We start from the raw sequence: 21,704 nt of genomic DNA on the forward strand, positions 1-21,704 counted from the left end.
GGCACCCAAAAACGCTGATTTCCCGCCAATCTTCTGGCATTATCGACTTCATTTTCGAGGAGCACACCGATGTTCTCTGCGCAGTCCCGCTTGCGTCATGCGGTAGCAGACACCTTTGCGATGGTGGTTTACTGCACCGTTGTAAACATGATGATCGAAATTTTTCTCTCCGGAATGACTTTTCAGCAGTCGTTATCTTCGCGACTGGTGGCGATTCCGGTGAACATTATTATTGCGGTGCCTTACGGCTTTTATCGCGATTTCGCGATGCGCCAGGCGCGTCGCATCAGCGCGTCCGGCTGGATGAAGAACATTGCCGATGTGGTGGCCTATGTGACGTTCCAGTCACCGGTATACGTGGCGATTCTGCTGGTTGTCGGCGCCGACTGGCATCAGATAGCCGCGGCGGTGAGTTCCAATATCGTGGTATCAATGATGATGGGCGCCGCGTACGGCTATTTCCTCGACTACTGCCGTCGCCTGTTCCGCGTCAGCCCCCTGCCCGCAGGCCAAAGCCTGAGTTGATGCAAAAAAGCGACTGGTTCCGCCAGCCGCTTTTTGTCAGCTATACTGCGTTTCGCCAAACAGGCCGCTCAGAAAACGCTCAAGCGCCATTCGCGAACTGAACCCGTGTGGAATACCATAATGCTGTTGAGCATCCCCCGCTAAATAGAGCGGGAACTGCTCATAATGATCGCAGGTTTTGATATCCGACGCGGGCTCCGCAAGCGTTGTGCTGCGCTCTTTTAAAGCCGGATGAATAATTAACGCGGTACGCCCCATACGAGCTTCACGGTTCACATAAACATAATTATCGCCACGGCGATAGCCGTACGCTTTTTGCGTCACAACATCCATGGTGAAGCCGGCTTTTTCAAGAACACGCGCCACCTCATCGGGTCTTAAATACATACTCATTCCTCATTATCTTTTACCGCACGTTAACCTTACCTTATTCATTAAAGGCAACGCTTTCGGAATATTCCATAAAGGGCTATTTACAGCATAATTCAAAATCTTGTCCTACACTTATAGACTCAATGGAATTAAGGGAGAAACCAATGGCCAACCGAGCAAACCGCAACAACGTAGAAGAGAGCGCTGAAGATATCCATAACGATGTCAGCCAATTAGCGGATACGCTGGAAGAGGTGCTGAAATCGTGGGGCAGCGACGCCAAAGACGAAGCGGAGGCCGCGCGCAAAAAAGCGCAGGCGCTGCTGAAAGAGACCCGCGCCCGGCTTAACGGCAACAACCGCGTCCAGCAGGCGGCGTGCGACGCCATGGGCTGCGCTGACAGCTACGTGCGCGACAAACCGTGGCAAAGCGTCGGCGCCGCAGCAGCCGTTGGGGTATTTATTGGCGTATTACTGAATTTACGTCGATAATAAAACTGCCAGACCCATGAAGATAACAAATACGCGTCGACCCCTGCTCTGCAGGGGTTTTTGTTATCTCTTCGCGTAAAGCGCGGCATCAAGCTTACGCACGGCCTCGTTGGCCATTTCCGCCGACGTCAGATTAGTGAAGCTCATGATCAGCCCCCCATCTCCCCGACTCTCCATCCGCCAGTCGCTCAGCGCCTGGACGGCCAGACCGGCCCGCCTGGCGCGCTGCGCCAGAAGGCGATCGTCACCGGCCACCCTGACCACCATCTGGATCCCCCCCGCTTGAGGCACCACGGTAAAGCCCTGCGCGCGCAGCGCCGACTCAAGCCACAGGCGGCGCTGGGCATAGCTGGCGCGCATTTTCTTCAGATGTCGCCAGAAGTGGCCTTCGCGAATAAAATCCGCCAGCGTCTGCTGCCACAGCGTCGGCACGCTACAGCTCATTAGCGCGGCCTGTTCACGAAACTGCGCCACCAGCGGTTCAGGCACCACCAGCCAGGCAGCGCGCAATGCCGGAAACAAAGACTTGCTGAACGCCCCGGCATAGATGACCCGCTGCGGGGCGTCGAGGCTTTTCAGCGGCGGCAGCGGCTTACCGTGATAGCGGAATTCGCTATCGTAATCATCTTCGATAATCCACGCGGTATTCTGCGCCGCCCATAGCAGGAGCTGTCTGCGCCTGGACAGCGAGAGCGCCACGCCGAGCGGGCTCTGATGAGCCGGGGTCAGCAGCGCGAAATGGGCAGTCGGGTAATGCCGCTGCGCCCAGGCAATATCCATCCCGTCGTCGTCGACCGGAACGGGGTTGATCGCTACCCCCTCGTCGTTCACTACCGGGCGGATCAGCGGAAACCCCGGATCTTCCATCCACATTTGCTGGCCAGGCCGCGCCAGCGTGCGCAATATAAGGCGCATCGAGGCCGCGTAGCTACCGGTGATCAAGACCTGCTCAGGCCGACATTCAATGCTGCGCGACAGGCGCAAATAATCGGCGATCGCCCGGCGAAGCGTCAGTTCTCCGCAGGGATCGCCTGGCGCAAGGTCAAAACGCGTTTGCGTACGCAGACGCCGCCCCATCACGCGCGCCCACAGGCCGCGTGGAAACAGATCCAGCGCGGGCAGCCCCAGCTGAAACGGCAGCGGCGCCGCGGGCTCATCGCCCGCGACGGGCTGAACGGGCGCGTTTTGCTGCGGAATAAGCCGCTCGCTAACAAAGGTCCCCGCCTGTCCGCGCCGCTCCAGCCACCCCTGCGCCACCAGCTCGCCCCAGGCGTTCTCAACCGTCGCCCGCGATACGCCAAGCTCCTGAGCATATACCCGGCTCGCAGGCAGCCTGCTGCCGGGAGCCAGCTCGCCGCGTTCAATCGCCTGCTTAAGCTGCCTGGCAATGCGTCGGTAGTGGGGGATTTTTTGGGCGTCCATCATGGTCTGCTTTTTTCATCACAATATGGCTATCTTATGCAGTCCATTATAGTGCTATTTTCCTCGCGTCTTAATGAGGAGAGTAAAATGAACACACTACGTCAGCCGTACAATGAACTGAGCCCGGAAGTCTATAACGCCCTGGTTCAGGCCAAAATTGCGCTGGAAAAAAGCGAGCTGGATGGCGCGCTGATCGAACTGGTGTATTTGCGGGTGTCGCAAATCAACGGCTGCGCCTTCTGCCTGGAGATGCACAGCAAAGCCCTGCGTAAATCCGGTGTGGCGCAGAACAAGCTGGACGCGCTGGCAGGCTGGCGGGTGAGCGCCCATTTCAGCGATGCCGAACGCGCGGCGCTGGCGTGGGCGGAATCGGTCACCCATATCGCCGAAAGCCATGCGCAAGACGATGTTTATCTGCCGCTGCTGGACCATTTTAGCGCCCGCCAGATTAGCGATCTGACCTTCGCCATCAGCCTGATGAACGCCTTTAACCGCCTGGCGGTAAGCATGCGCCTGTAATCTCACGTTACAAAGTCCCGCCCCCCGCAGAATCCTTTTGCGGGGGCTAATCTTTACAAAAACCATATATATTGCGTTGTTGAACTTTTAAATAACTACATCTAGTATTTCCTTTATCGGTAACCCATAGCACGCGACGTCAGTTTTAGCGCCGTACTGCTATTTTAAATGGAAATACGAATCATGCGCATTACTATTTACACTAAAAACGACTGCGTACAGTGCCATGCCACTAAGCGGGCCATGGAAACCCGCGGGTTTGAATTCGACACGATCAATATCGACCACCATCCTGAAGCCGTCGATCTGCTGCGCGAGCAAGGTTTCCGCCAGCTGCCGGTGGTCATTGCCGGAGAGACCCGCTGGTCCGGCTTTCGTCCCGACATGATCAACCGCCTGCGCCCGACAGTTACAGCGGCCAGCGTATGAGCCTGATCGTCTACTTCTCCAGCAGTTCGGAAAACACGCACCGGTTTGTCCAGCGTCTGGGGCTGCCCGCCGTGCGTATTCCGCTTAACGAGCGCGAGCGCATCCAGGTAGACGAACCCTACATTCTCATCGTCCCCAGCTATGGCGGCGGCGGCACGGCGGGCGCGGTCCCTCGACAGGCGATCCGCTTTCTTAACGATCCGCACAACCGCCAGCTCATTCGCGGCGTCATCGCCGCGGGCAACCGCAATTTTGGCGAGGCCTATGGCCGGGCTGGCGACGTCATCAAGCTGAAATGCGGCGTACCGTATCTCTATCGTTTTGAACTGATGGGCACCCCGCAAGATGTCGACAACGTGCGTAAAGGAGTAAGCGAATTTTGGCAACGACAACCGCAGAACGTATAACCAGCGAGGCGCCGGATTTCCACGCCCTCAACGCGATGCTGAATCTCTACGACAGCAACGGCCGCATCCCGTTTGACAAAGACCATCAGGCGGTGGCGGCGTTTATGGCCAGCCACGTCGCGCCCAATACCGTGCCCTTCGCCAGCCAGGACGACAAGCTGACGTGGCTGGTCGCCGAAGGCTATTACGATGCCAGGGTGCTGGCACGCTACGATCGCCAGTTTATTCTCGAGCTATTTGCCCATGCCCGGGACGGCGGTTTTCGCTTCCAGACGTTTCTCGGCGCATGGAAGTTCTATACCAGCTACGCGCTGAAAACCTTCGATGGAAAGCGCTACCTGGAAGACTTTGCCGACCGCACCTGCATGGTGGCCCTGGCCCTGGCGCAGGGTAACGAGACGCTGGCCCATCAACTGACCGATGAGATCCTCTCCGGGCGCTTTCAGCCCGCCACGCCGACGTTCCTCAACGCCGGTAAACAGCAGCGCGGCGAACTGGTCTCCTGCTTTCTGCTGCGTATCGAAGATAATATGGAATCCATTGGCCGGGCGGTGAACTCGGCGCTGCAGCTATCCAAGCGCGGCGGCGGCGTGGCGTTTCTGCTCTCCAACCTTCGCGAAGCCGGGGCGCCAATCAAGCGCATCGAGAATCAGTCCTCCGGCGTGGTACCGGTGATGAAAATGCTGGAAGACGCCTTCTCCTACGCCAACCAGCTCGGCGCGCGCCAGGGGGCCGGCGCGGTCTATCTGCACGCCCATCATCCCGATATCCTGCGGTTCCTGGATACCAAACGCGAGAACGCCGATGAAAAAATCCGCATTAAAACGCTCTCTCTCGGCGTCGTGATTCCGGATATCACCTTTCAGCTAGCGAAAGAAGATGCGCAGATGGCGCTGTTCTCCCCCTACGACGTCGAGCGCCTGTACGGTAAAGCGTTCGGCGATATCGCGGTAAGCGAAATGTATGCGCAACTGGTGGCCGACGAGCGGGTCAGCAAACGCTGGATCCGCGCCCGCGACCTGTTCCAGCGGCTGGCGGAAATTCAGTTTGAGTCCGGCTATCCGTACATCATGTTTGAAGACACGGTGAATCGCGCGAACCCGATTGCCGGGCGCATCAATATGAGCAACCTGTGCTCGGAGATCCTGCAGGTCAACTCGCCTTCTACCTTTGACGAAAACCTGGATTACGCCAGCATCGGCCAGGATATCTCCTGCAACCTCGGCTCGCTGAATATCGCCCACACCATGGACTCTCCTGATTTCGCCCGCACGGTCGAGGTCGCGGTGCGCGGCCTGACGGCGGTTTCCGAGATGAGCGACATCCGTTCGGTACCGTCGGTAGCGGCGGGCAATGCCGCTTCGCACGCCATCGGCCTTGGGCAGATGAATCTGCACGGCTATCTGGCGCGCGAAGGTATTGCCTACGGTAGCGAAGCGGGCCTGGATTTCACCAATTTCTATTTCTATACCATCACCTGGCACGCGCTGCGCACCTCGATGCTGATAGCGCGGGAAAAAGGGACGCGTTTTGCCGGATTCGAGCAGTCGCGGTACGCCAGCGGCGACTATTTCCGCCCCTACCTGGAAGGCGACTGGCAGCCGAAAACGGCGACAGTCCGCGCGCTGTTCGCCCGTGCCGGTATTGTTCTGCCCGACCGCGATATGTGGCGGCAGCTGCGCGATGACGTGATGCGCTACGGTATTTATAACCGCAACCTGCAGGCGGTGCCGCCGACGGGCTCGATTTCCTACATCAACCACGCGACCTCCAGCATCCATCCGATCGTGTCGAAGATTGAGATCCGCAAGGAGGGGAAAACCGGACGGGTTTACTATCCGGCGCCGTTTATGACCAACGACAACCTGGCGCTGTATCAGGATGCTTACGAAATCGGCCCGCAGAAGATCATCGACACCTACGCCGAGGCGACGCGTCACGTCGATCAGGGGCTGTCGCTAACCCTGTTCTTCCCCGATACCGCCACCACGCGCGACATCAACAAAGCGCAAATCTACGCGTGGAAGAAGGGCATCAAAACGCTGTATTACATCCGTCTGCGCCAGCTGGCGCTGGAAGGTACCGAAATTGAAGGCTGCGTGTCCTGCGCGCTATAAGGAGAACAGGATGACCCATTTATCGCGCATCAGCGCCATCAACTGGAACAAGATTGAAGATGATAAGGATCTGGAGGTCTGGAATCGGCTGACCAGCAACTTCTGGCTGCCGGAGAAGGTGCCGCTGTCCAACGATATCCCCGCCTGGCAAACCCTCACCCCGGCGGAGCAGCAGCTGACGATTCGCGTCTTCACCGGGCTGACCCTGCTCGATACCATCCAGAATACCGTCGGCGCGCCGGCGCTGATGGCCGACGCCCTCACCCCGCACGAGGAAGCGGTACTGTCGAACGTCAGCTTTATGGAGGCGGTGCACGCCCGCTCCTACAGCTCAATCTTTTCGACGCTCTGCCAGACCAAAGACGTCGATGCCGCCTATGCCTGGAGCGAACAAAACGCGCCGCTGCAGCGCAAAGCGCAGCTGATGCTGGAGTACTATCAGGCAGATGAACCGTTGAAGAAAAAAATCGCCAGCGTCTTTCTCGAATCCTTCCTCTTCTACTCCGGTTTCTGGCTGCCGATGTACTTCTCCAGCCGGGGGAAAATGACCAACACCGCCGATCTGATTCGCCTGATTATCCGCGATGAAGCGGTACACGGTTATTACATTGGCTACAAATTCCAGAAAGGACTGGAAATAGTCAGCGCCGAGAAGCGCGAAGAGATGAAAAACTTCGCCCTCGACCTGCTGATGGATCTGTATGACAACGAACTGGCCTACACCCGTGAACTGTACGCCGATAGCGGCTGGATTGAGGAGGTCAACGCCTTTCTCTGCTACAACGCCAACAAGGCGCTGATGAACCTCGGCTACGACGCGCTGTTCCCGGCGGAAATGGCCGCCGTCAATCCGGCGATCCTCGCCGCGCTCTCGCCGAATGCCGACGAAAACCACGACTTCTTTTCCGGTTCAGGTTCATCGTATGTGATGGGAAAAGCGGAAGAAACCGTCGACGCCGATTGGGACTTTTAGCCTTACTTTCACCAGGAATATATCAGCATATTTCCTGGTGATTTATTTCACATTATTTGTTTTCACCTCACTCAATATCTTTCGGTCATCACCGTGTCATATTCAACAACATGCCCTCGATTTTCACCTGAATTAAGGCAACATAACTAAAAAATATCGACCACAAGTCATTCGCGCTCAGCCCTTATATCACGGGGGATGTACCGGAATTCTCTCCCGCGCATTTCCCTGGCAACGCCACATAAAGGGTTGTCACAGATTCTCAGTATGTTAGGGTGTAAAAAAGCAATTATCACCACCGGGTACCATATCGATATTAATAAATAACAGGAAACACTCTCTTGCATGGCAATTAAATTAGAAATCAAGAATCTCTATAAGATATTTGGCGAGCACCCGCAGCGGGCTTTCAAATATATCGACAAAGGACTATCGAAAGAACAAATACTGGAAAAGACGGGGTTATCGCTTGGCGTAAAGAACGCCAGTCTGACCATTGAAGAAGGCGAGATATTCGTCATCATGGGGCTCTCCGGTTCGGGGAAATCCACCATGGTTCGCCTTCTCAATCGCCTGATTGAACCCACCCGCGGCCAGGTCCTGATCGACGGCGTCGATATCGCTAAAATCTCTGACGCCGAGCTCCGCGAGGTGCGCAGAAAAAAGATTGCGATGGTTTTTCAATCCTTTGCGCTTATGCCGCATATGACCGTGCTCGACAACGCCGGTTTCGGCATGGAGCTGGCCGGCGTGCCGACTCAGGAACGCCAGGAAAAAGCGCTGGAGGCGCTGCGTCAGGTCGGCCTGGAAAATTATGCTCATGCGTACCCGGACGAACTCTCCGGCGGCATGCGCCAGCGCGTTGGTCTCGCCCGCGCGCTGGCGATTAACCCCGATATTCTGTTAATGGATGAAGCCTTCTCAGCGCTCGACCCATTAATTCGTACCGAAATGCAGGATGAGCTCACTAAATTACAGGCCCGGCATCAGCGTACCGTGGTATTTATTTCCCACGATCTCGATGAAGCCATGCGGATTGGCGATCGTATTGCCATTATGCAAAATGGTGAAGTGGTTCAGGTCGGCACGCCGGATGAAATACTCAATAATCCGGCCAATGATTATGTCCGAACCTTCTTCCGCGGCGTCGATATTAGCCAGGTGTTCAGCGCTAAAGATATTGCCCGCCGCAGCCCGGTGGGGCTGATTCGTAAAACGCCTGGTTTCGGCCCGCGCTCCGCGCTGAAATTATTGCAGGATGAAGACCGCGAATATGGCTACGTCATTGAACGCGGGAATAAGTTTGTTGGCATTATCTCCATTGATTCTCTGAAAGCCGCGCTGAGCGAAGGCCAGGGAATCGATGCGGCGTTAATCGACTCCCCGCAGGCGGTGGATGCGCAAACGCCGCTCAGCGAGCTGCTCTCTCACGTCGGCCATGCACCGTGTGCGGTGCCGGTTATCGATGAAGGGCAACAGTACGTCGGCATCATTTCCAAACGCATGCTGCTGCAGGCTTTAGATCGCGAGGGGGCAAACAATGGCTGATCAATCTAATCCGTGGGACACCGCGCCGGCGGCGGATAGCGCAGCGCAATCCGCCGATGCCTGGGGCACCTCTACGCCAGCGCCGACCAACGGCGGCAGCGCCGACTGGCTGAGCAGCGCGCCCGCGCCGCAGCCGGAACACTTCAATATTATGGACCCGTTCCATAACACGCTGATCCCGCTCGATAGCTGGGTCACGCACGGCATCGACTGGGTGGTGATGCATTTCCGTCCGCTATTCCAGGGAATACGCGTACCGGTGGATTACATCCTGAGCGCCTTCCAGCAGCTGCTGCTGGGCATGCCGGCGCCGGTGGCGATTATTATTTTCTCGCTGATTGCCTGGCAGATTTCCAGCGTCGGCATGGGCGCGGCGACGCTGATTTCGCTGATCGCCATCGGCGCTATCGGCGCCTGGTCGCAGGCGATGGTAACCCTGGCGCTGGTGCTGACCGCACTGCTGTTTTGTATGCTGATCGGCCTGCCGCTTGGGATATGGCTGGCGCGCAGCCCGCGGGCGGCGAAAATCATCCGTCCGCTGCTCGACGCGATGCAGACCACGCCGGCATTTGTTTACCTGGTGCCCATCGTGATGCTGTTCGGTATCGGCAACGTTCCGGGCGTGGTGGTCACCATTATCTTCGCCCTGCCGCCGATTGTCCGCCTGACCATTCTGGGGATTAACCAGGTGCCGGCGGATCTGATTGAAGCATCGCGCTCCTTCGGCGCCAGCCCGCGTCAGCTGCTGTTTAAGGTTCAGCTACCGCTGGCCATGCCGACTATTATGGCCGGGGTCAACCAGACGCTGATGCTGGCCCTGTCGATGGTGGTCATCGCCTCGATGATTGCCGTTGGCGGTCTCGGCCAGATGGTACTGCGCGGCATCGGTCGCCTTGATATGGGCCTGGCCACCGTTGGCGGCGTCGGGATTGTTATCCTCGCCATTATTCTTGACCGTCTGACTCAGGCCGTAGGACGGGACTCGCGCAGTCGCGGCAACCGCCGCTGGTATGCAACCGGCCCACTGGGGCTGATAACTCGCCCTTTCTGTAAATAAGAGCCCATCCCCCCGGCAATCGGGGGGATAGACTCCCCTTCTGATAAGTAAAAGGAACAACGATGCGACATACAGCGATCCTTGCCACAGCGTTAACCGCCCTCATTTCCACCACCGCCTTCGCGGCGGATCTGCCTGGCAAAGGCATTACCGTTAAGCCGATTCAGAGCACTATTTCGGAAGAGACCTTCCAGACCCTGCTGGTCAGCCGCGCGCTGGAGAAGCTCGGTTATACCGTCGATAAGCCGAGCGAAGTGGATTACAACGTCGGCTATACCTCGCTCGCCTCCGGCGACGCCACCTTTACCGCAGTCAACTGGCAGCCGCTGCACGACGATATGTACGCTGCCGCCGGCGGCGATAAAAAGTTCTACCGCCAAGGCGTATTTGTGAACGGCGCGGCGCAGGGCTACCTGATTGATAAGAAAACCGCCGAGCAGTACCACATCAAATCTATCGACCAGCTAAAAGATCCGAAAATCGCCAAACTGTTCGACACCAACGGCGACGGCAAAGCCGACCTGACCGGCTGTACGCCTGGCTGGGGCTGTGAAGCGGTAATTAACCATCAGCTTGATGCCTATGGTCTGAATAACACCGTCACCCACAATCAGGGGAACTATGCCGCCATGATGGCCGACACCATTGCCCGCTATAAAGAGGGCAAGCCGGTCATCTACTACACCTGGACGCCTTACTGGGTCAGCGATGTGCTGAAACCGGGTAAAGACGTCGTCTGGCTGCAGGTACCGTTCTCCTCCCTGCCGGGCGTGCAAAAAAATATCGACACGAAGCTCTCTAATGGCGCCAACTACGGCTTCCCGGTCAGCACCATGCATATCGTCGCCAACAAAGCCTGGGCCGAGAAAAACCCGGCGGCGGCGAAGCTGTTTAGCATCATGAAGCTGCCGATTGCCGATATCAACGCCGAGAATGCCATGATGCACGAGGGGCATGGTTCGGAAGCGGATATTCAGGGCCACGTCGACGGCTGGATCAAAGCCCACCAGCAGCAGTTTGACGGCTGGGTGAACGAAGCGCTGGCCGCGCAGAAATAATCTCCCGCTTTTATCGCGTTTCCCCGGAAAGGCTCCCGCCTTTCCGGGCCATCAGAACATACAGACTCCACCTTCGCTATCATCGCCCCGCCTTACCCGCCCGATGGGTTTATATGCAAAAAATGTGCATAACTTTAACCATCAGCCTCTTAGCGGCTGTTAAGCCGCACGGCTCTCTGCTAAGGTAAATCTACCTGTTTAATCATGTGATTTTCACGTGAGTGATTAATAAGCAATTCCTATGGAAAATTCTGACGCATTGACGCATACCCCTCCCGCCGCTGAGGCCACGCTGGCTGAAGGCCTGAAAGACAGCCTGCCTATCGTCATTAGCTATATTCCCGTGGCCTTCGCCTTCGGCCTCAACGCCACGAAGCTCGGCTTCACTCCCCTGGAAAGCCTGTTCTTCTCCTGCATTATTTACGCGGGTGCTAGCCAGTTCGTGATCGTCGCGATGCTGGCGGCGGGAAGCTCGCTGTGGGTCGCCGCGCTCACCGTCATGGCGATGGACGTTCGTCACGTTCTCTACGGCCCTTCCCTGCGCAGCCGCATCCCGCGCGCGCTGAGCAACAAAAAAACCGCGATCTGGGCGTTCGGCCTGACTGATGAGGTGTTTGCCGCCGCCACCGCTAAACTGGTACGCGACGGTCGACGCTGGAGCGAAAGCTGGATGATCGGTATCGCTTTTCTGTCCTGGGCGTCGTGGGTCTTCGGCACGCTGATCGGCGCGTATTCAGGCAGCGGCCTGCTGACCGACTTTCCGGCAGTGGAGGCGGCGCTGGGCTTTATGCTTCCCGCGCTGTTTATGAGTTTTTTACTGGCTTCTTTCCAGCGCAAGCAGTCGCTTAGCGTGACCGCCGCGCTGGCAGGGGCGCTGGGGGGAATGATTCTGTTTTCCATACCCGCCGCCATCCTGGCCGGGATTGTCTGCGGCTGCCTGACCGCTCTGGTACAGGCCAGCCTACAGGGGATGCCCGATGAACAGTGATGTCCTGACGATCGGCGTTGTGGTCGGCTGCGTAAACTATCTGTTTCGCTATCTGCCGTTGCGCCTGCGCGCCGACAACGCGCGTCCGACGCGTCGCGGTCCGATCGGCGTGCTGCTCGATACCATCGGCATCGCCTCTATTTGCGCGCTGCTGGTGGTCTCCAGCGTGCCGGAAATTCTCCACGACGCCCGCCGCCTGCTGCCTACACTGGCTGGCTTCGCCGTGCTGGGCCTGGCCTTCTGGAAAACGCGCAGCATTATTTTGCCTACGCTTCTAAGCGCCCTAACCTACGGTGTTGTCTGGAAAATCGGCCTATGGCTATAAGCCTAAAGTATCAATTTTTGTCAATAATTCATTTGATTTATTTGTCACAATAGTTATTATATCGACTGTAATTAATGAGGTCATAACCAAAATGGATAGTTCGTTTACTCCCATTGAGCAAATGCTCAAGTTCCGCGCCAGCCGTCACGAAGACTTTCCTTTTCAGGAAATTCTGCTCACCCGCCTTTGCATGCATATGCAGGGAAAGCTGCTGGAAAACCGTAACAAGATGCTGAAAGCGCAAGGGATTAACGAGACATTGTTTATGGCGCTGATCACGCTTGAGTCTCAGGAAAACCACAGCATTCAGCCTTCTGAGCTGAGCTGCGCGCTGGGCTCTTCCCGTACCAACGCCACGCGCATTGCCGACGAGCTGGAAAAACGCGGCTGGATTGAGCGCCGCGAAAGCGATAACGATCGTCGCTGCCTGCATTTACAGCTCACCGAAAAGGGGCATCAGTTCCTGCGCGAAGTGTTACCGCCGCAGCACAACTGCCTGCATCAGCTCTGGTCTTCTTTAAGCACCAGCGAAAAAGATCAGCTCGAGCACATCACCCGTAAACTGCTTGGTCGCCTCGACCAAATGGAAGAGGATGGCGTGCTTGCGGAGTCTCTGCGCTAAGCGCGGAACCAACCGCTCAACGCTTTTTCTGGATTGACAAAGAAACGAACAGGCCAGCAGATCTTCTGCTGGCCTTTCTGATAAACAGGTCGGCTCAGCCGATGTGAAATAATAAGATCGTGGAGAATAACATGAGCGCAAATGCGGAGAGCCAAACCCCGCAGCAACCGGGCAGCAAAAAAGGGAAGCGTAAAGGCGCCCTGCTGCTGCTGACCTTGCTCTTTATTATTGTTGCCGTGGCATACGGGATTTATTGGTTTTTAGTACTGCGTCACTTCGAAGAGACCGATGACGCGTATGTGGCAGGGAATCAGGTGCAAATTATGGCGCAGGTGTCCGGCAGCGTGACGAAAGTCTGGGCCGACAACACCGACTACGTGCAAAAAGGCGATCCGCTGGTCACCCTCGACCAGACCGATGCCCAGCAGGCGTTTGAAAAAGCGCAAACCCAGCTGGCCGCCAGCGTGCGTCAAACGCGCCAGCAGATGATCAACAGCAAGCAGCTGCAGGCCAGCATTGAGGTTAAAAAAACCGCGCTTTCCCAGGCGCAGACCGACCTTAACCGCCGTATTCCGCTGGGGGCCGCCAACCTGATTGGCCGCGAAGAGCTGCAGCACGCCCGCGACACGGTTGCCAGCGCCCAGGCCGAACTGGACGTGGCGATTCAGCAGTACAACGCCAACCAGGCAATCGTGCTGGGTACGAAGCTGGAACAGCAGCCTGCTGTGCTGCAGGCGGCCACCGAAGTGCGTAACGCCTGGCTGGCCCTGCAGCGGACAAAAATCGTCAGCCCGATTAGCGGCTACGTATCGCGTCGCTCCGTACAGCCCGGCGCGCAAATCAGCAGCACCACGCCGCTGATGGCCGTCGTTCCGGCGACCAACCTGTGGATTGACGCCAACTTTAAAGAAACGCAGCTGGCGCATATGCGTATCGGTCAGCCGGCCACCGTGATCAGCGATATTTACGGCGACGATGTGAAATACACCGGTAAAGTGGTCGGCCTCGATATGGGTACCGGTAGCGCCTTCTCGCTGCTGCCCGCGCAGAACGCCACCGGCAACTGGATCAAAGTGGTTCAGCGCCTGCCGGTACGTATTGAGCTGGATGAAAAACAGCTGGCGGAGCACCCGCTGCGCATCGGCCTGTCGACCCTCGTTGAGGTGAACACCACCGACCGCGGCGGCGAGATGCTGGCAAGTCAGGTGCGTAGCTCCCCGGTTTACGAAAGTAATGCCCGCGAAATCGGCCTCGAGCCGGTCAATAAGCTGATAAACGACATCATCCAGGCCAACGCCGGATAATTCGGGGTGAGCGTAATGCAACAGCAAAAACCGCTGGAAGGCGCGCAGCTGGTCATTATGACCATTGCGCTGTCGCTCGCGACCTTTATGCAGGTGCTGGACTCCACCATCGCCAACGTGGCCATCCCCACCATCGCCGGTAACCTTGGCTCATCGTTGAGCCAGGGCACCTGGGTTATCACCTCGTTTGGGGTAGCGAACGCTATCTCCATTCCGATTACCGGCTGGCTGGCAAAGCGCGTTGGCGAAGTGAAGCTGTTCCTCTGGTCGACGGTGGCGTTCGCCATCGCCTCCTGGGCCTGCGGCATGTCAAACAGCCTGACGATGCTGATTTTCTTCCGCGTGATTCAGGGGATCGTCGCCGGTCCGCTGATCCCGCTGTCGCAAAGTCTGCTGCTCAGCAACTACCCGCCCGCCAAGCGCTCTATCGCGCTGGCGCTGTGGTCAATGACGGTGATCGTCGCGCCGATTTGCGGCCCTATCCTCGGCGGCTATATCAGCGACAACTACCACTGGGGCTGGATCTTCTTTATCAACGTGCCGATTGGTATCGCCGTGGTGGTGATGACGCTACAGACCCTGCGCAACCGCGAAACCCGCACCGAGCAGCGGCGGATCGACGGCGTCGGCCTGGCGCTGCTGATCATCGGTATCGGCAGCCTGCAGGTGATGCTCGACCGGGGTAAAGAGCTGGACTGGTTCGCCTCGAACGAGATCATCATCCTGACCATTGTCGCAGTGGTGGCGATAAGCTTCCTTATCGTCTGGGAGCTAACCGACGACAACCCGATAGTCGACCTGTCGCTCTTTAAGTCGCGAAACTTCACCATCGGCTGCCTGTGTATCAGCCTCGCCTATATGCTCTACTTTGGCGCTATCGTGCTGTTGCCGCAGCTATTGCAGGAGGTATACGGCTATACCGCCACCTGGGCCGGTCTGGCCTCGGCGCCGGTCGGGGTGATCCCGGTTATCCTGTCGCCGATTATCGGCCGCTTCGCGCATAAGCTGGATATGCGTCGGCTGGTCACCTTCAGCTTTATCATGTACGCGGTCTGTTTTTACTGGCGCGCGTGGACCTTCGAACCGGGTATGGACTTCGGCGCCTCGGCGTGGCCGCAGTTTATCCAGGGCTTTGCGGTGGCCTGCTTCTTTATGCCGCTGACGACCATTACGCTTTCCGGTCTGCCGCCGGAAAGGCTGGCGGCGGCATCGAGCCTGTCGAACTTCACGCGTACCCTGGCGGGCTCCATCGGCACCTCGATTACCACCACCATGTGGACGAACCGCGAGGCGCTGCACCATGCTCAGCTTACCGAGTCGGTGACGCCGTATAATCCCAACGCCCAGCAGATGTATGACCAGCTGCAGGGATTAGGGATGACGCAGCAGCAGGCGTCCGGCTGGATCGCGCAGCAGATAACCAACCAGGGGCTGATTATCTCCGCCAACGAAATTTTCTGGTTCTCGGCGGCGATATTTATCCTTCTGCTCGGGCTGGTGTGGTTTGCCAGACCGCCGTTCAGCGCCGGCGGCGGCGGTGGCGGCGCGCACTAAGGTTTGACCTGAAGGGATCTGCGGATCCCTTTTTTATGGCCGCCGCGCAGGTTGTCCAGTTTGCGCTAGTTTATGTCCAGTTCGCTGGAGATGCCTTTTCGCCTTGTCATGCACGATAAAGACTCGCTTAGAAGGAGAAAATCATGCTGACTCAACCTGGTGAAAAATACCGTCCCTATCCGCCGATTGCCCTGCCCGACCGCCGCTGGCCGGAGCAGCAAATTACCCGTGCCCCGCGCTGGCTCTCCACCGACCTGCGCGACGGCAACCAGGCGCTGGCCGAGCCGATGGACAGCGCGCGCAAACTGCAGTTCTGGGACTTGCTGCTAGAGTGCGGATTTAAAGAGATCGAGGTGGCCTTTCCCTCGGCTTCGCAAACCGATTTCAACTTTGTGCGTCAACTTATTGAAGAACGGCGCATCCCGCAGGACGTGACGATTCAGGTGCTGACCCAGGCGCGGGAAGATTTAATCCTCAGGACCTTCGAATCGCTGCGCGACGCCCACCGCGCCACCGTTCACCTCTATAACGCCACCGCTCCGCTGTTCCGCGAGCGGGTTTTTGGAATGAACAAAGCGCAGGTCGTCGAGCTGGCGACCCGCGCTACCCGGCTTATCCGCCAACGGTGCGAACAGCAGCCGCAGACCCGCTGGCAATACGAGTACTCCCCGGAAACTTTTTGTTTTACCGAGCCGGAATTCGCGCTGGAGATTTGCGAAGCGGTGGCGGAAATCTGGCAGCCCTGCGCCGAACGGCCGATGATTATCAACCTGCCCGCGACGGTAGAAGTGAACACGCCTAACGTTTATGCCGATCAAATTGAGTATTTTTGTCGTCACTTCTCGCGCCGCGCCGATGTGTGCATTAGCGTTCATCCGCATAACGACCGGGGAACCGGCGTCGCCAGCGCGGAGCTGGCGGTGATGGCTGGCGCCGACCGCGTCGAAGGCTGCCTGTTCGGCAACGGCGAGCGCACCGGTAACGTCTGTCTGGTGACGCTGGCGATGAATCTCTACAGCCAGGGCGTCGATCCCCGGCTCAGGTTCGCTGAGATGAACCGGGTGGTCGAAATCGTCGAAAGCTGCAACCAGATCCCGGTTCATCCGCGCCACCCGTGGGCGGGAAGCCTGGCCTATACCGCCTTTTCCGGCTCGCATCAGGATGCGATCAAAAAAGGGTTCGACGCCCGCCGGCCCGGCGATCGCTGGGAAATGCCCTACCTGCCTATCGACCCGCAGGATATCGGCTGTAGCTACGAGGCGGTGATCCGCGTTAACAGCCAGTCCGGCAAAAGCGGCAGCGCGTGGCTGATTGAACAGAATCATGGCCTGAAGCTGCCGCGCGCGCTGCAGCAGGATTTTAGCCTGCACGTCCAGCGCGAAACCGATACGCATGGTAAGGAGATGACCCACAACGCGCTGTGGCAACTGTTTCGCGCACGCTACGGGCTGGTCCCCCAGCCGCCGCTGGCGCTGCTGGATTACCAAAGCGATAGCCAGCAGGACGGCCAGCTTTCTCTGCAGGCTTCCCTGCGCATCGCCGGCGAAACGCGACGTTTGCAGAGCCGCGGCAACGGCCTGCTGTCCGCAGCCGCCAGCGGGCTGAGCGGCCTGTTAAAGCAAAACATCGTGATTAAGGATTATCACGAGCATACCCTCGGCGAACGTAGCGACAGCCGTTCAGTCGCCTATATTCGCTGCGTCTTCCCGAATGGCGACAGCCGCTGGGGGGTGGGAATTGATAACGACGTGGCGCGCGCCTCGCTGCAGGCGCTGTGCAATGCGATGAGCGCAGGCCATTACTCCGGCGAACGGAAGTAGTCGCTGGGGGCGACGCCTGTTACCCGGCGAAACATAGCGCTAAAAGCGCTGTGGCTACCGTAGCCGAGATCCAGCGCCACCCGCAGTACCGACTGCCCCTGCGCCAGGCGAACCAGCGCTTCCATCAGCTTCGCCCGGCGCACCCATTCACTCCAGGTGAGCGTGGTCTGCTGCTGAAAATGACGATTCAGCGTGCGCTCGCTCATGCTGCTCTCTTTCGCCGCCTCGGCGCTGCTCCACGAGTCGCCGGGCGCTTCTCTTACCTTCTGGCATAAACGGCGCAGCGCTTCGCTTTGCGGCTCCGGCAGGCCAAACGGCAGCACCGCCATGACGCGAATTTCATCAAGGATCAGTTCGTAGATGCGTTCATCGCGGCTGCCCGGCGCGTAGGATTCCGCCAGCGTCAGCGACGCGACAATCAGTTCACGCAGCAGCGGAGTCACCTGCACTATCTGGCAGGCAGCGGGAAGATCGGCGCGCGCGAGGGGATCGATAAACAGGGTTCGCGCAGCCGCAGCGCCGGTAACCCGTAGGGTGTGCGGGGTACCGGCGGGCAGCCAGACGCCTCGCCCCGGCGGCACGACCCAGTAGCCATGCGCAGTTTCCACCCGCACCACGCCGCTGAGAATATGCAGCAGTTGGGCGCAATCGTGCTGATGCCAGGGTTCGCTATCGCCATGAGCGTAATCATGGGCAAAAGGCACCAGCGAACGGTGTTGAAAATTGAAGGTTAAAGTCGTCGACATCGCCGCGGCGTCAGGGAATAGCGGCCCGACGGGGTTCGCCGGGCCGTGGCAGAAGCACTAGATGTGCAGTTCTTGCAGTTTTTCTTTCGGCAGCGCCAGCTCATCGTTGCTATTGACGCGGACATCGCGCTCGATGATATGGCGAGCGATTTCCTGAGCTTCTTCCAGCGAGTGCATGGTGTAGGTTCCGCACTGGTAAACGTTCAGCTCCGGGATCTGGTTCTGATCTTTCACCTTCAGCACGTCGGCCATCGCCGCTTTCCAGGCATCCGCGACGCGCTGCTCGTCCGGCGTACCGATCAGGCTCATATAAAACCCGGTGCGGCAACCCATCGGAGAGATATCGATAATTTCCACACCATTGCCGTTCAGGTGATCGCGCATGAAGCCGGCAAACAGGTGCTCGAGGGTATGAATGCCTCTTTCCGGCATCACTTCCTGGTTTGGCACGCAGAATCGCAGATCGAAAACGGTGATTTCATCGCCGTGAGGCGTGTTCATTTTCTTCGCGACACGCACCGCAGGCGCTTCCATTCGGGTATGGTCGACTGTGAAACTATCTAACAACGGCATTCTTCACCTCCGATAGTGATTTTTTTAAAAATAAAATGAACTCTTTTTGAGGCAGCGAGTCTGAGTATATGAAAGACGCGCATTTATTATCATCATCATCCCTGAATCAGAGATGAAAGTTTGGCCACAGTGATGTGGCCGTTTTCTTTTTTACGGCCCGGAAAGCTACGCGTGCCTTGCCAGCAGCGCTTCAAACGGCTCGCTATCCGCCGCTTCCACCTTCTCCTGACGCTGTAGCGATGCTTCACGCTCGGCAACAAAATCCGCCTCGCTTAAAATTTCCAGCGGCTCTTCGCGCAGCATCGTCCGATAGCGATCGGCCAGCTCTCTGCCGGTACCGCCAATCCCCTCTTCAAGCATAGAACGCAGAATGCGCGCCGAGAAGGTTAATTCGGGATTGTCGAAGCAGGCGACCAGCTCATCGCAGGCCTGCTGATAGGCCTGGCATCCGTGGATGCTATCCAGCGTTTGCGCCACGCGGCGTAAATCGCGGAACAGATCTTTACCGACCTGAGCCAGCGGGAACTGCGCGGTTTCGCAGCCAATACCCAGCGTCAGGCCCGGCTTACGGCCTTCCAGAATCACCCGATTCCAGTTGGTGCGCGTGCACAGCAGCTCGTCGCTGCTCATCTCCGGCGCATCAGCCAGCACGCACCAGACCATAAACAGATCGAGGAAACGCACCTGCTGCTCGTCAACGCCAATCGGTGAGAACGGATTGATATCCAGGGAGCGCACTTCAATGTATTCAATACCGCCGCGCAGCAGCGCGTCGGAAGGCGTTTCGCCGCTGCGGGTCACGCGTTTCGGGCGAATCGGCGCGTACAGCTCGTTTTCGATCTGCAGCACGTTGCTGTTGATTTGCAGACGCTTCCCGTCTTTCTCCAGCCCGATATTTTCATACTCTTCGGAAGGCGTTTTAATCGCCCGCTTCAATCCTGACACATACTCGTAGAGATCGTTAAACGTAATTCCGAGATTGCTTTGCGATTTATTGGTATAGCCCAGATCGCTCAGACGCAACGAGGTCGCGTAAGGCAGGTAGTACATGCCGTTGCTGGCTTCCTGAAAAGGCAGCGACGTCGGTTTGCCCTGCAGGAACGACGAGCAGATCGCCGGGGAAGCGCCGAACAGGTATGGGATCACCCAACCAAAACGGTAGTAGTTGCGAATGGAGCGGAAATAGCCCGCTGAGATCGCTTCTTTACCGCTTTCGGCATCCTCCACGCCGCACTTAGCCTGCCAGAAAGCCATCGGCAGCGAGAAGTTATAGTGCACGCCGGAGATAGTTTGCATCAGCGCGCCGTAGCGATTTTTCAGCCCTTCGCGATACAGCGTTTTCAGGCGGCCAATATTAGAGGTACCGTACTGCGCCAGTTCAATATCCTGGCCGGGCGCGATATAGCAAGGCATGCTCAGCGGCCACATGCGCTCGTCGCCAATATGACGTGCGGTATAGCGATGAACATCGCGCATAAAGGTGAGCATATGCTGGATATCACCATCAACCGGCGTAATAAATTCCAGCAAAGCTTCGGCAAAATCGGTGGTAATCCATTTATGAGTCAGCGCTGAACCCAGTGCCTGCGGATGACCGGTAGTGGCCAGCGTGCCGTCAGCATTGACGCGCAGCGTTTCGCGCTCAAGACCACGTTGAATACCCTGCAGCGCCTGCGGATTTTTTTCCAGCCAGGCCAGCGCCTGTGATACGTCCGGGATCAATTTGACCTCCCGCCTGTCGAAATCGTTTGAATTAGCATAATTGTAATGGTTGAACAATCAGTCCAATTAGTGCCACCACGTCATGCCCTGAAGCGTTATCGCCGCAACGACGATATAGCGTATTGCTTTGCCAAGGCATAAAAAAAAGAGCACTGGTCCCCAGGAAATGCGCATCCATCCCGCCAGTAAACACAGCAAATCGCCTATAACAGGCGCCCAGCTTAATAATAGCGCGGCCGCGCCGTAGCGCCTCAGCCAGCCGGACGCCTTCTCCTGCCAGCGCGATGTTTTGCGCAGCGGAAACAGGCGCCCCAGAATAACGTTAGTTACCCCTCCAAGGCTATTACCGATTATTGCTATTAAAACCAGTAACCAGGGCTGGCTCACCCCCGCCAGCAGCATGGCAATCAACACCACTTCCGAATTGCCGGGAAGCAGCGTGGCGCTCAAAAAGCTGCTGGCAAACAGCGATATCAGCGACAGCGAGTCGCTCACAGCAACCGCACGTCCACGGCATCCATTCCGGCGCGCTTCGCCGCCTGCAGACCAAAGTCCGCATCTTCAAAGACCACGCATTTCTCCGCCGCAACGCCCATGCGCTCAGCGCAGAGTAAGAAAGTATCAGGCGCGGGTTTATGGTTGGCGACATGATCGGCGGCAACTACCGCCGAGAAGTAGTGACGCAGGCCCAGATGGGCCAGCAGCGCTTCAGCAACGGCGCTCTCGCTGCCGGTACCGACCGACATCGGACGACGACCGTGCCACTCCTTAACCACCTCAATCAGCGGTAAGGGGCGGACGCTATCAAGCAGCATCGCTTTCACGGCGTCCGTTTTTTCCTGCGCCAGAGAGTGAGGATCTAAATCAGCCTGATTTAATTCGATAATGGCCTGAGCGATCCGCCAGGTAGGAGAACCGTTAAGCGCGACCATGGCCTGCATATCAAAACGCATACCGTAACGTCCCAGAACCTCGTTCCATGCCTTACGATGCGTCGGCTCGGTATCGAGGATCGTGCCATCCATATCAAAAATCAGTCCTGCGTAACGTTCGTACATCGTCTTCTCACCAACCGGTTAAGGAGGAGTTACTGTAACGCAAAAGGTCTGCTTTGTCGCTGCCAGCGGTAGAT

23 protein-coding genes are annotated in these 21,704 nt (G+C 57.6%); 16 read left to right on the plus strand and 7 right to left on the minus strand.

Translation table 11 applies throughout. The features are described from left to right. Positions 1–69 precede the first annotated feature (69 nt). The gene (gene alaE, locus BWI76_RS22020; RefSeq protein ID WP_004123939.1) at positions 70–525 is read left to right on the plus strand and encodes an L-alanine exporter AlaE; all 456 of its coding nucleotides are present in this window, start codon (positions 70–72) and stop codon (positions 523–525) included. Positions 526–561: 36 nt separating this feature from the next. Here alaE and BWI76_RS22025 read toward each other — a convergent pair whose 3' ends face one another. Then, a complete protein-coding gene (locus tag BWI76_RS22025) occupies positions 562–912 on the minus strand; it encodes a DUF2002 family protein (RefSeq protein ID WP_004123942.1) in 351 nt (116 codons plus the stop codon). 149 nt (positions 913–1,061) lie between these two features. Here BWI76_RS22025 and BWI76_RS22030 point away from each other — a divergent pair, with 149 nt between their 5' ends. After that, positions 1,062–1,388: a DUF883 family protein gene (locus BWI76_RS22030; RefSeq protein WP_004123945.1), complete on the plus strand. Its 327-nt coding sequence runs from the start codon at positions 1,062–1,064 to the stop codon at positions 1,386–1,388. A gap of 63 nt (positions 1,389–1,451) precedes the next feature. Here the strand turns inward: BWI76_RS22030 and BWI76_RS22035 are convergent, their stop codons facing one another. Further along, positions 1,452–2,810, minus strand: a complete 1,359-nt coding sequence (locus tag BWI76_RS22035) for a PLP-dependent aminotransferase family protein (protein WP_024358416.1) — start codon at positions 2,808–2,810, stop codon at positions 1,452–1,454. Between the two features lie 87 nt (positions 2,811–2,897). Here BWI76_RS22035 and BWI76_RS22040 point away from each other — a divergent pair, with 87 nt between their 5' ends. From BWI76_RS22040 to leuA, 14 genes are all read left to right on the plus strand, one after another. Next, on the plus strand, positions 2,898–3,329 hold the full coding sequence (locus BWI76_RS22040) for a carboxymuconolactone decarboxylase family protein (RefSeq protein ID WP_024358417.1): 432 nt from the start codon (positions 2,898–2,900) through the stop codon (positions 3,327–3,329). A 183-nt stretch (positions 3,330–3,512) separates the two neighbouring features. Further along, on the plus strand, positions 3,513–3,758 hold the full coding sequence (gene nrdH / locus BWI76_RS22045) for a glutaredoxin-like protein NrdH (RefSeq protein WP_004135058.1): 246 nt from the start codon (positions 3,513–3,515) through the stop codon (positions 3,756–3,758). Continuing rightward, a complete protein-coding gene (nrdI, locus tag BWI76_RS22050) occupies positions 3,755–4,165 on the plus strand; it encodes a class Ib ribonucleoside-diphosphate reductase assembly flavoprotein NrdI (protein ID WP_004135055.1) in 411 nt (136 codons plus the stop codon). The genes nrdH and nrdI overlap by 4 nt, the downstream gene beginning before the upstream one ends. Continuing rightward, positions 4,138–6,282 (plus strand): class 1b ribonucleoside-diphosphate reductase subunit alpha, encoded by a 2,145-nt coding sequence (nrdE, locus tag BWI76_RS22055; protein ID WP_024358418.1) that lies wholly within the window; start codon positions 4,138–4,140, stop codon positions 6,280–6,282. The genes nrdI and nrdE overlap by 28 nt, the downstream gene beginning before the upstream one ends. Positions 6,283–6,292: 10 nt before the next feature. Beyond that, positions 6,293–7,255 carry a class 1b ribonucleoside-diphosphate reductase subunit beta gene (nrdF, locus tag BWI76_RS22060; RefSeq protein ID WP_004132940.1) on the plus strand — a complete coding sequence of 321 codons (963 nt, stop codon included), beginning with the start codon at positions 6,293–6,295 and terminating at the stop codon, positions 7,253–7,255. A gap of 345 nt (positions 7,256–7,600) precedes the next feature. Beyond that, positions 7,601–8,803: a glycine betaine/L-proline ABC transporter ATP-binding protein ProV gene (gene proV / locus BWI76_RS22065; RefSeq protein WP_024358419.1), complete on the plus strand. Its 1,203-nt coding sequence runs from the start codon at positions 7,601–7,603 to the stop codon at positions 8,801–8,803. Then, positions 8,796–9,860 (plus strand): glycine betaine/L-proline ABC transporter permease ProW, encoded by a 1,065-nt coding sequence (proW, locus tag BWI76_RS22070; protein ID WP_004132936.1) that lies wholly within the window; start codon positions 8,796–8,798, stop codon positions 9,858–9,860. The genes proV and proW overlap by 8 nt, the downstream gene beginning before the upstream one ends. Before the next feature lie 62 nt (positions 9,861–9,922). Then, on the plus strand, positions 9,923–10,918 hold the full coding sequence (proX, locus tag BWI76_RS22075; RefSeq protein ID WP_004132934.1) for a glycine betaine/L-proline ABC transporter substrate-binding protein ProX: 996 nt from the start codon (positions 9,923–9,925) through the stop codon (positions 10,916–10,918). Positions 10,919–11,159: 241 nt separating this feature from the next. Then, positions 11,160–11,906 carry an AzlC family ABC transporter permease gene (locus BWI76_RS22080; protein WP_004132932.1) on the plus strand — a complete coding sequence of 249 codons (747 nt, stop codon included), beginning with the start codon at positions 11,160–11,162 and terminating at the stop codon, positions 11,904–11,906. Further along, positions 11,896–12,231: an L-valine transporter subunit YgaH gene (gene ygaH / locus BWI76_RS22085; RefSeq protein ID WP_004132928.1), complete on the plus strand. Its 336-nt coding sequence runs from the start codon at positions 11,896–11,898 to the stop codon at positions 12,229–12,231. The genes BWI76_RS22080 and ygaH overlap by 11 nt, the downstream gene beginning before the upstream one ends. Before the next feature lie 91 nt (positions 12,232–12,322). Further along, on the plus strand, positions 12,323–12,853 hold the full coding sequence (gene mprA / locus BWI76_RS22090; RefSeq protein WP_004104785.1) for a transcriptional repressor MprA: 531 nt from the start codon (positions 12,323–12,325) through the stop codon (positions 12,851–12,853). 131 nt (positions 12,854–12,984) lie between these two features. Then, positions 12,985–14,157 carry a multidrug efflux MFS transporter periplasmic adaptor subunit EmrA gene (gene emrA / locus BWI76_RS22095; protein WP_004123983.1) on the plus strand — a complete coding sequence of 391 codons (1,173 nt, stop codon included), beginning with the start codon at positions 12,985–12,987 and terminating at the stop codon, positions 14,155–14,157. Positions 14,158–14,172: 15 nt separating this feature from the next. Further along, positions 14,173–15,711 carry a multidrug efflux MFS transporter permease subunit EmrB gene (gene emrB, locus BWI76_RS22100; RefSeq protein WP_004123984.1) on the plus strand — a complete coding sequence of 513 codons (1,539 nt, stop codon included), beginning with the start codon at positions 14,173–14,175 and terminating at the stop codon, positions 15,709–15,711. Between the two features lie 143 nt (positions 15,712–15,854). Continuing rightward, complete coding sequence (leuA, locus tag BWI76_RS22105; RefSeq protein WP_004132925.1) at positions 15,855–17,531, plus strand: 2-isopropylmalate synthase; 1,677 nt, start codon at positions 15,855–15,857, stop codon at positions 17,529–17,531. On the opposite strand, the gene BWI76_RS22110 is transcribed toward leuA, so the two are convergent. The 5 genes from BWI76_RS22110 to yqaB all read right to left on the minus strand — a co-directional run bounded on the left by BWI76_RS22110 (position 17,510) and on the right by yqaB (position 21,630). Beyond that, positions 17,510–18,277, minus strand: coding sequence for an AraC family transcriptional regulator (locus BWI76_RS22110; RefSeq protein ID WP_004132922.1), 768 nt, complete (start codon positions 18,275–18,277; stop codon positions 17,510–17,512). The genes leuA and BWI76_RS22110 overlap by 22 nt on opposite strands. 57 nt (positions 18,278–18,334) lie before the next feature. After that, positions 18,335–18,850 (minus strand): S-ribosylhomocysteine lyase, encoded by a 516-nt coding sequence (luxS, locus tag BWI76_RS22115; RefSeq protein WP_004104795.1) that lies wholly within the window; start codon positions 18,848–18,850, stop codon positions 18,335–18,337. A 165-nt stretch (positions 18,851–19,015) separates the two neighbouring features. Beyond that, positions 19,016–20,572 (minus strand): glutamate--cysteine ligase, encoded by a 1,557-nt coding sequence (gene gshA / locus BWI76_RS22120; RefSeq protein WP_004132920.1) that lies wholly within the window; start codon positions 20,570–20,572, stop codon positions 19,016–19,018. A gap of 66 nt (positions 20,573–20,638) precedes the next feature. Next, a complete protein-coding gene (locus BWI76_RS22125; RefSeq protein WP_004123993.1) occupies positions 20,639–21,067 on the minus strand; it encodes a YqaA family protein in 429 nt (142 codons plus the stop codon). Further along, positions 21,064–21,630 carry a fructose-1-phosphate/6-phosphogluconate phosphatase gene (yqaB, locus tag BWI76_RS22130; RefSeq protein WP_004123996.1) on the minus strand — a complete coding sequence of 189 codons (567 nt, stop codon included), beginning with the start codon at positions 21,628–21,630 and terminating at the stop codon, positions 21,064–21,066. The genes BWI76_RS22125 and yqaB overlap by 4 nt, the downstream gene beginning before the upstream one ends. Positions 21,631–21,704: the final 74 nt, after the last annotated feature.

The organism is Klebsiella sp. M5al, assembly GCF_002090195.1.
GTDB lineage: Bacteria > Pseudomonadota > Gammaproteobacteria > Enterobacterales > Enterobacteriaceae > Klebsiella > Klebsiella grimontii.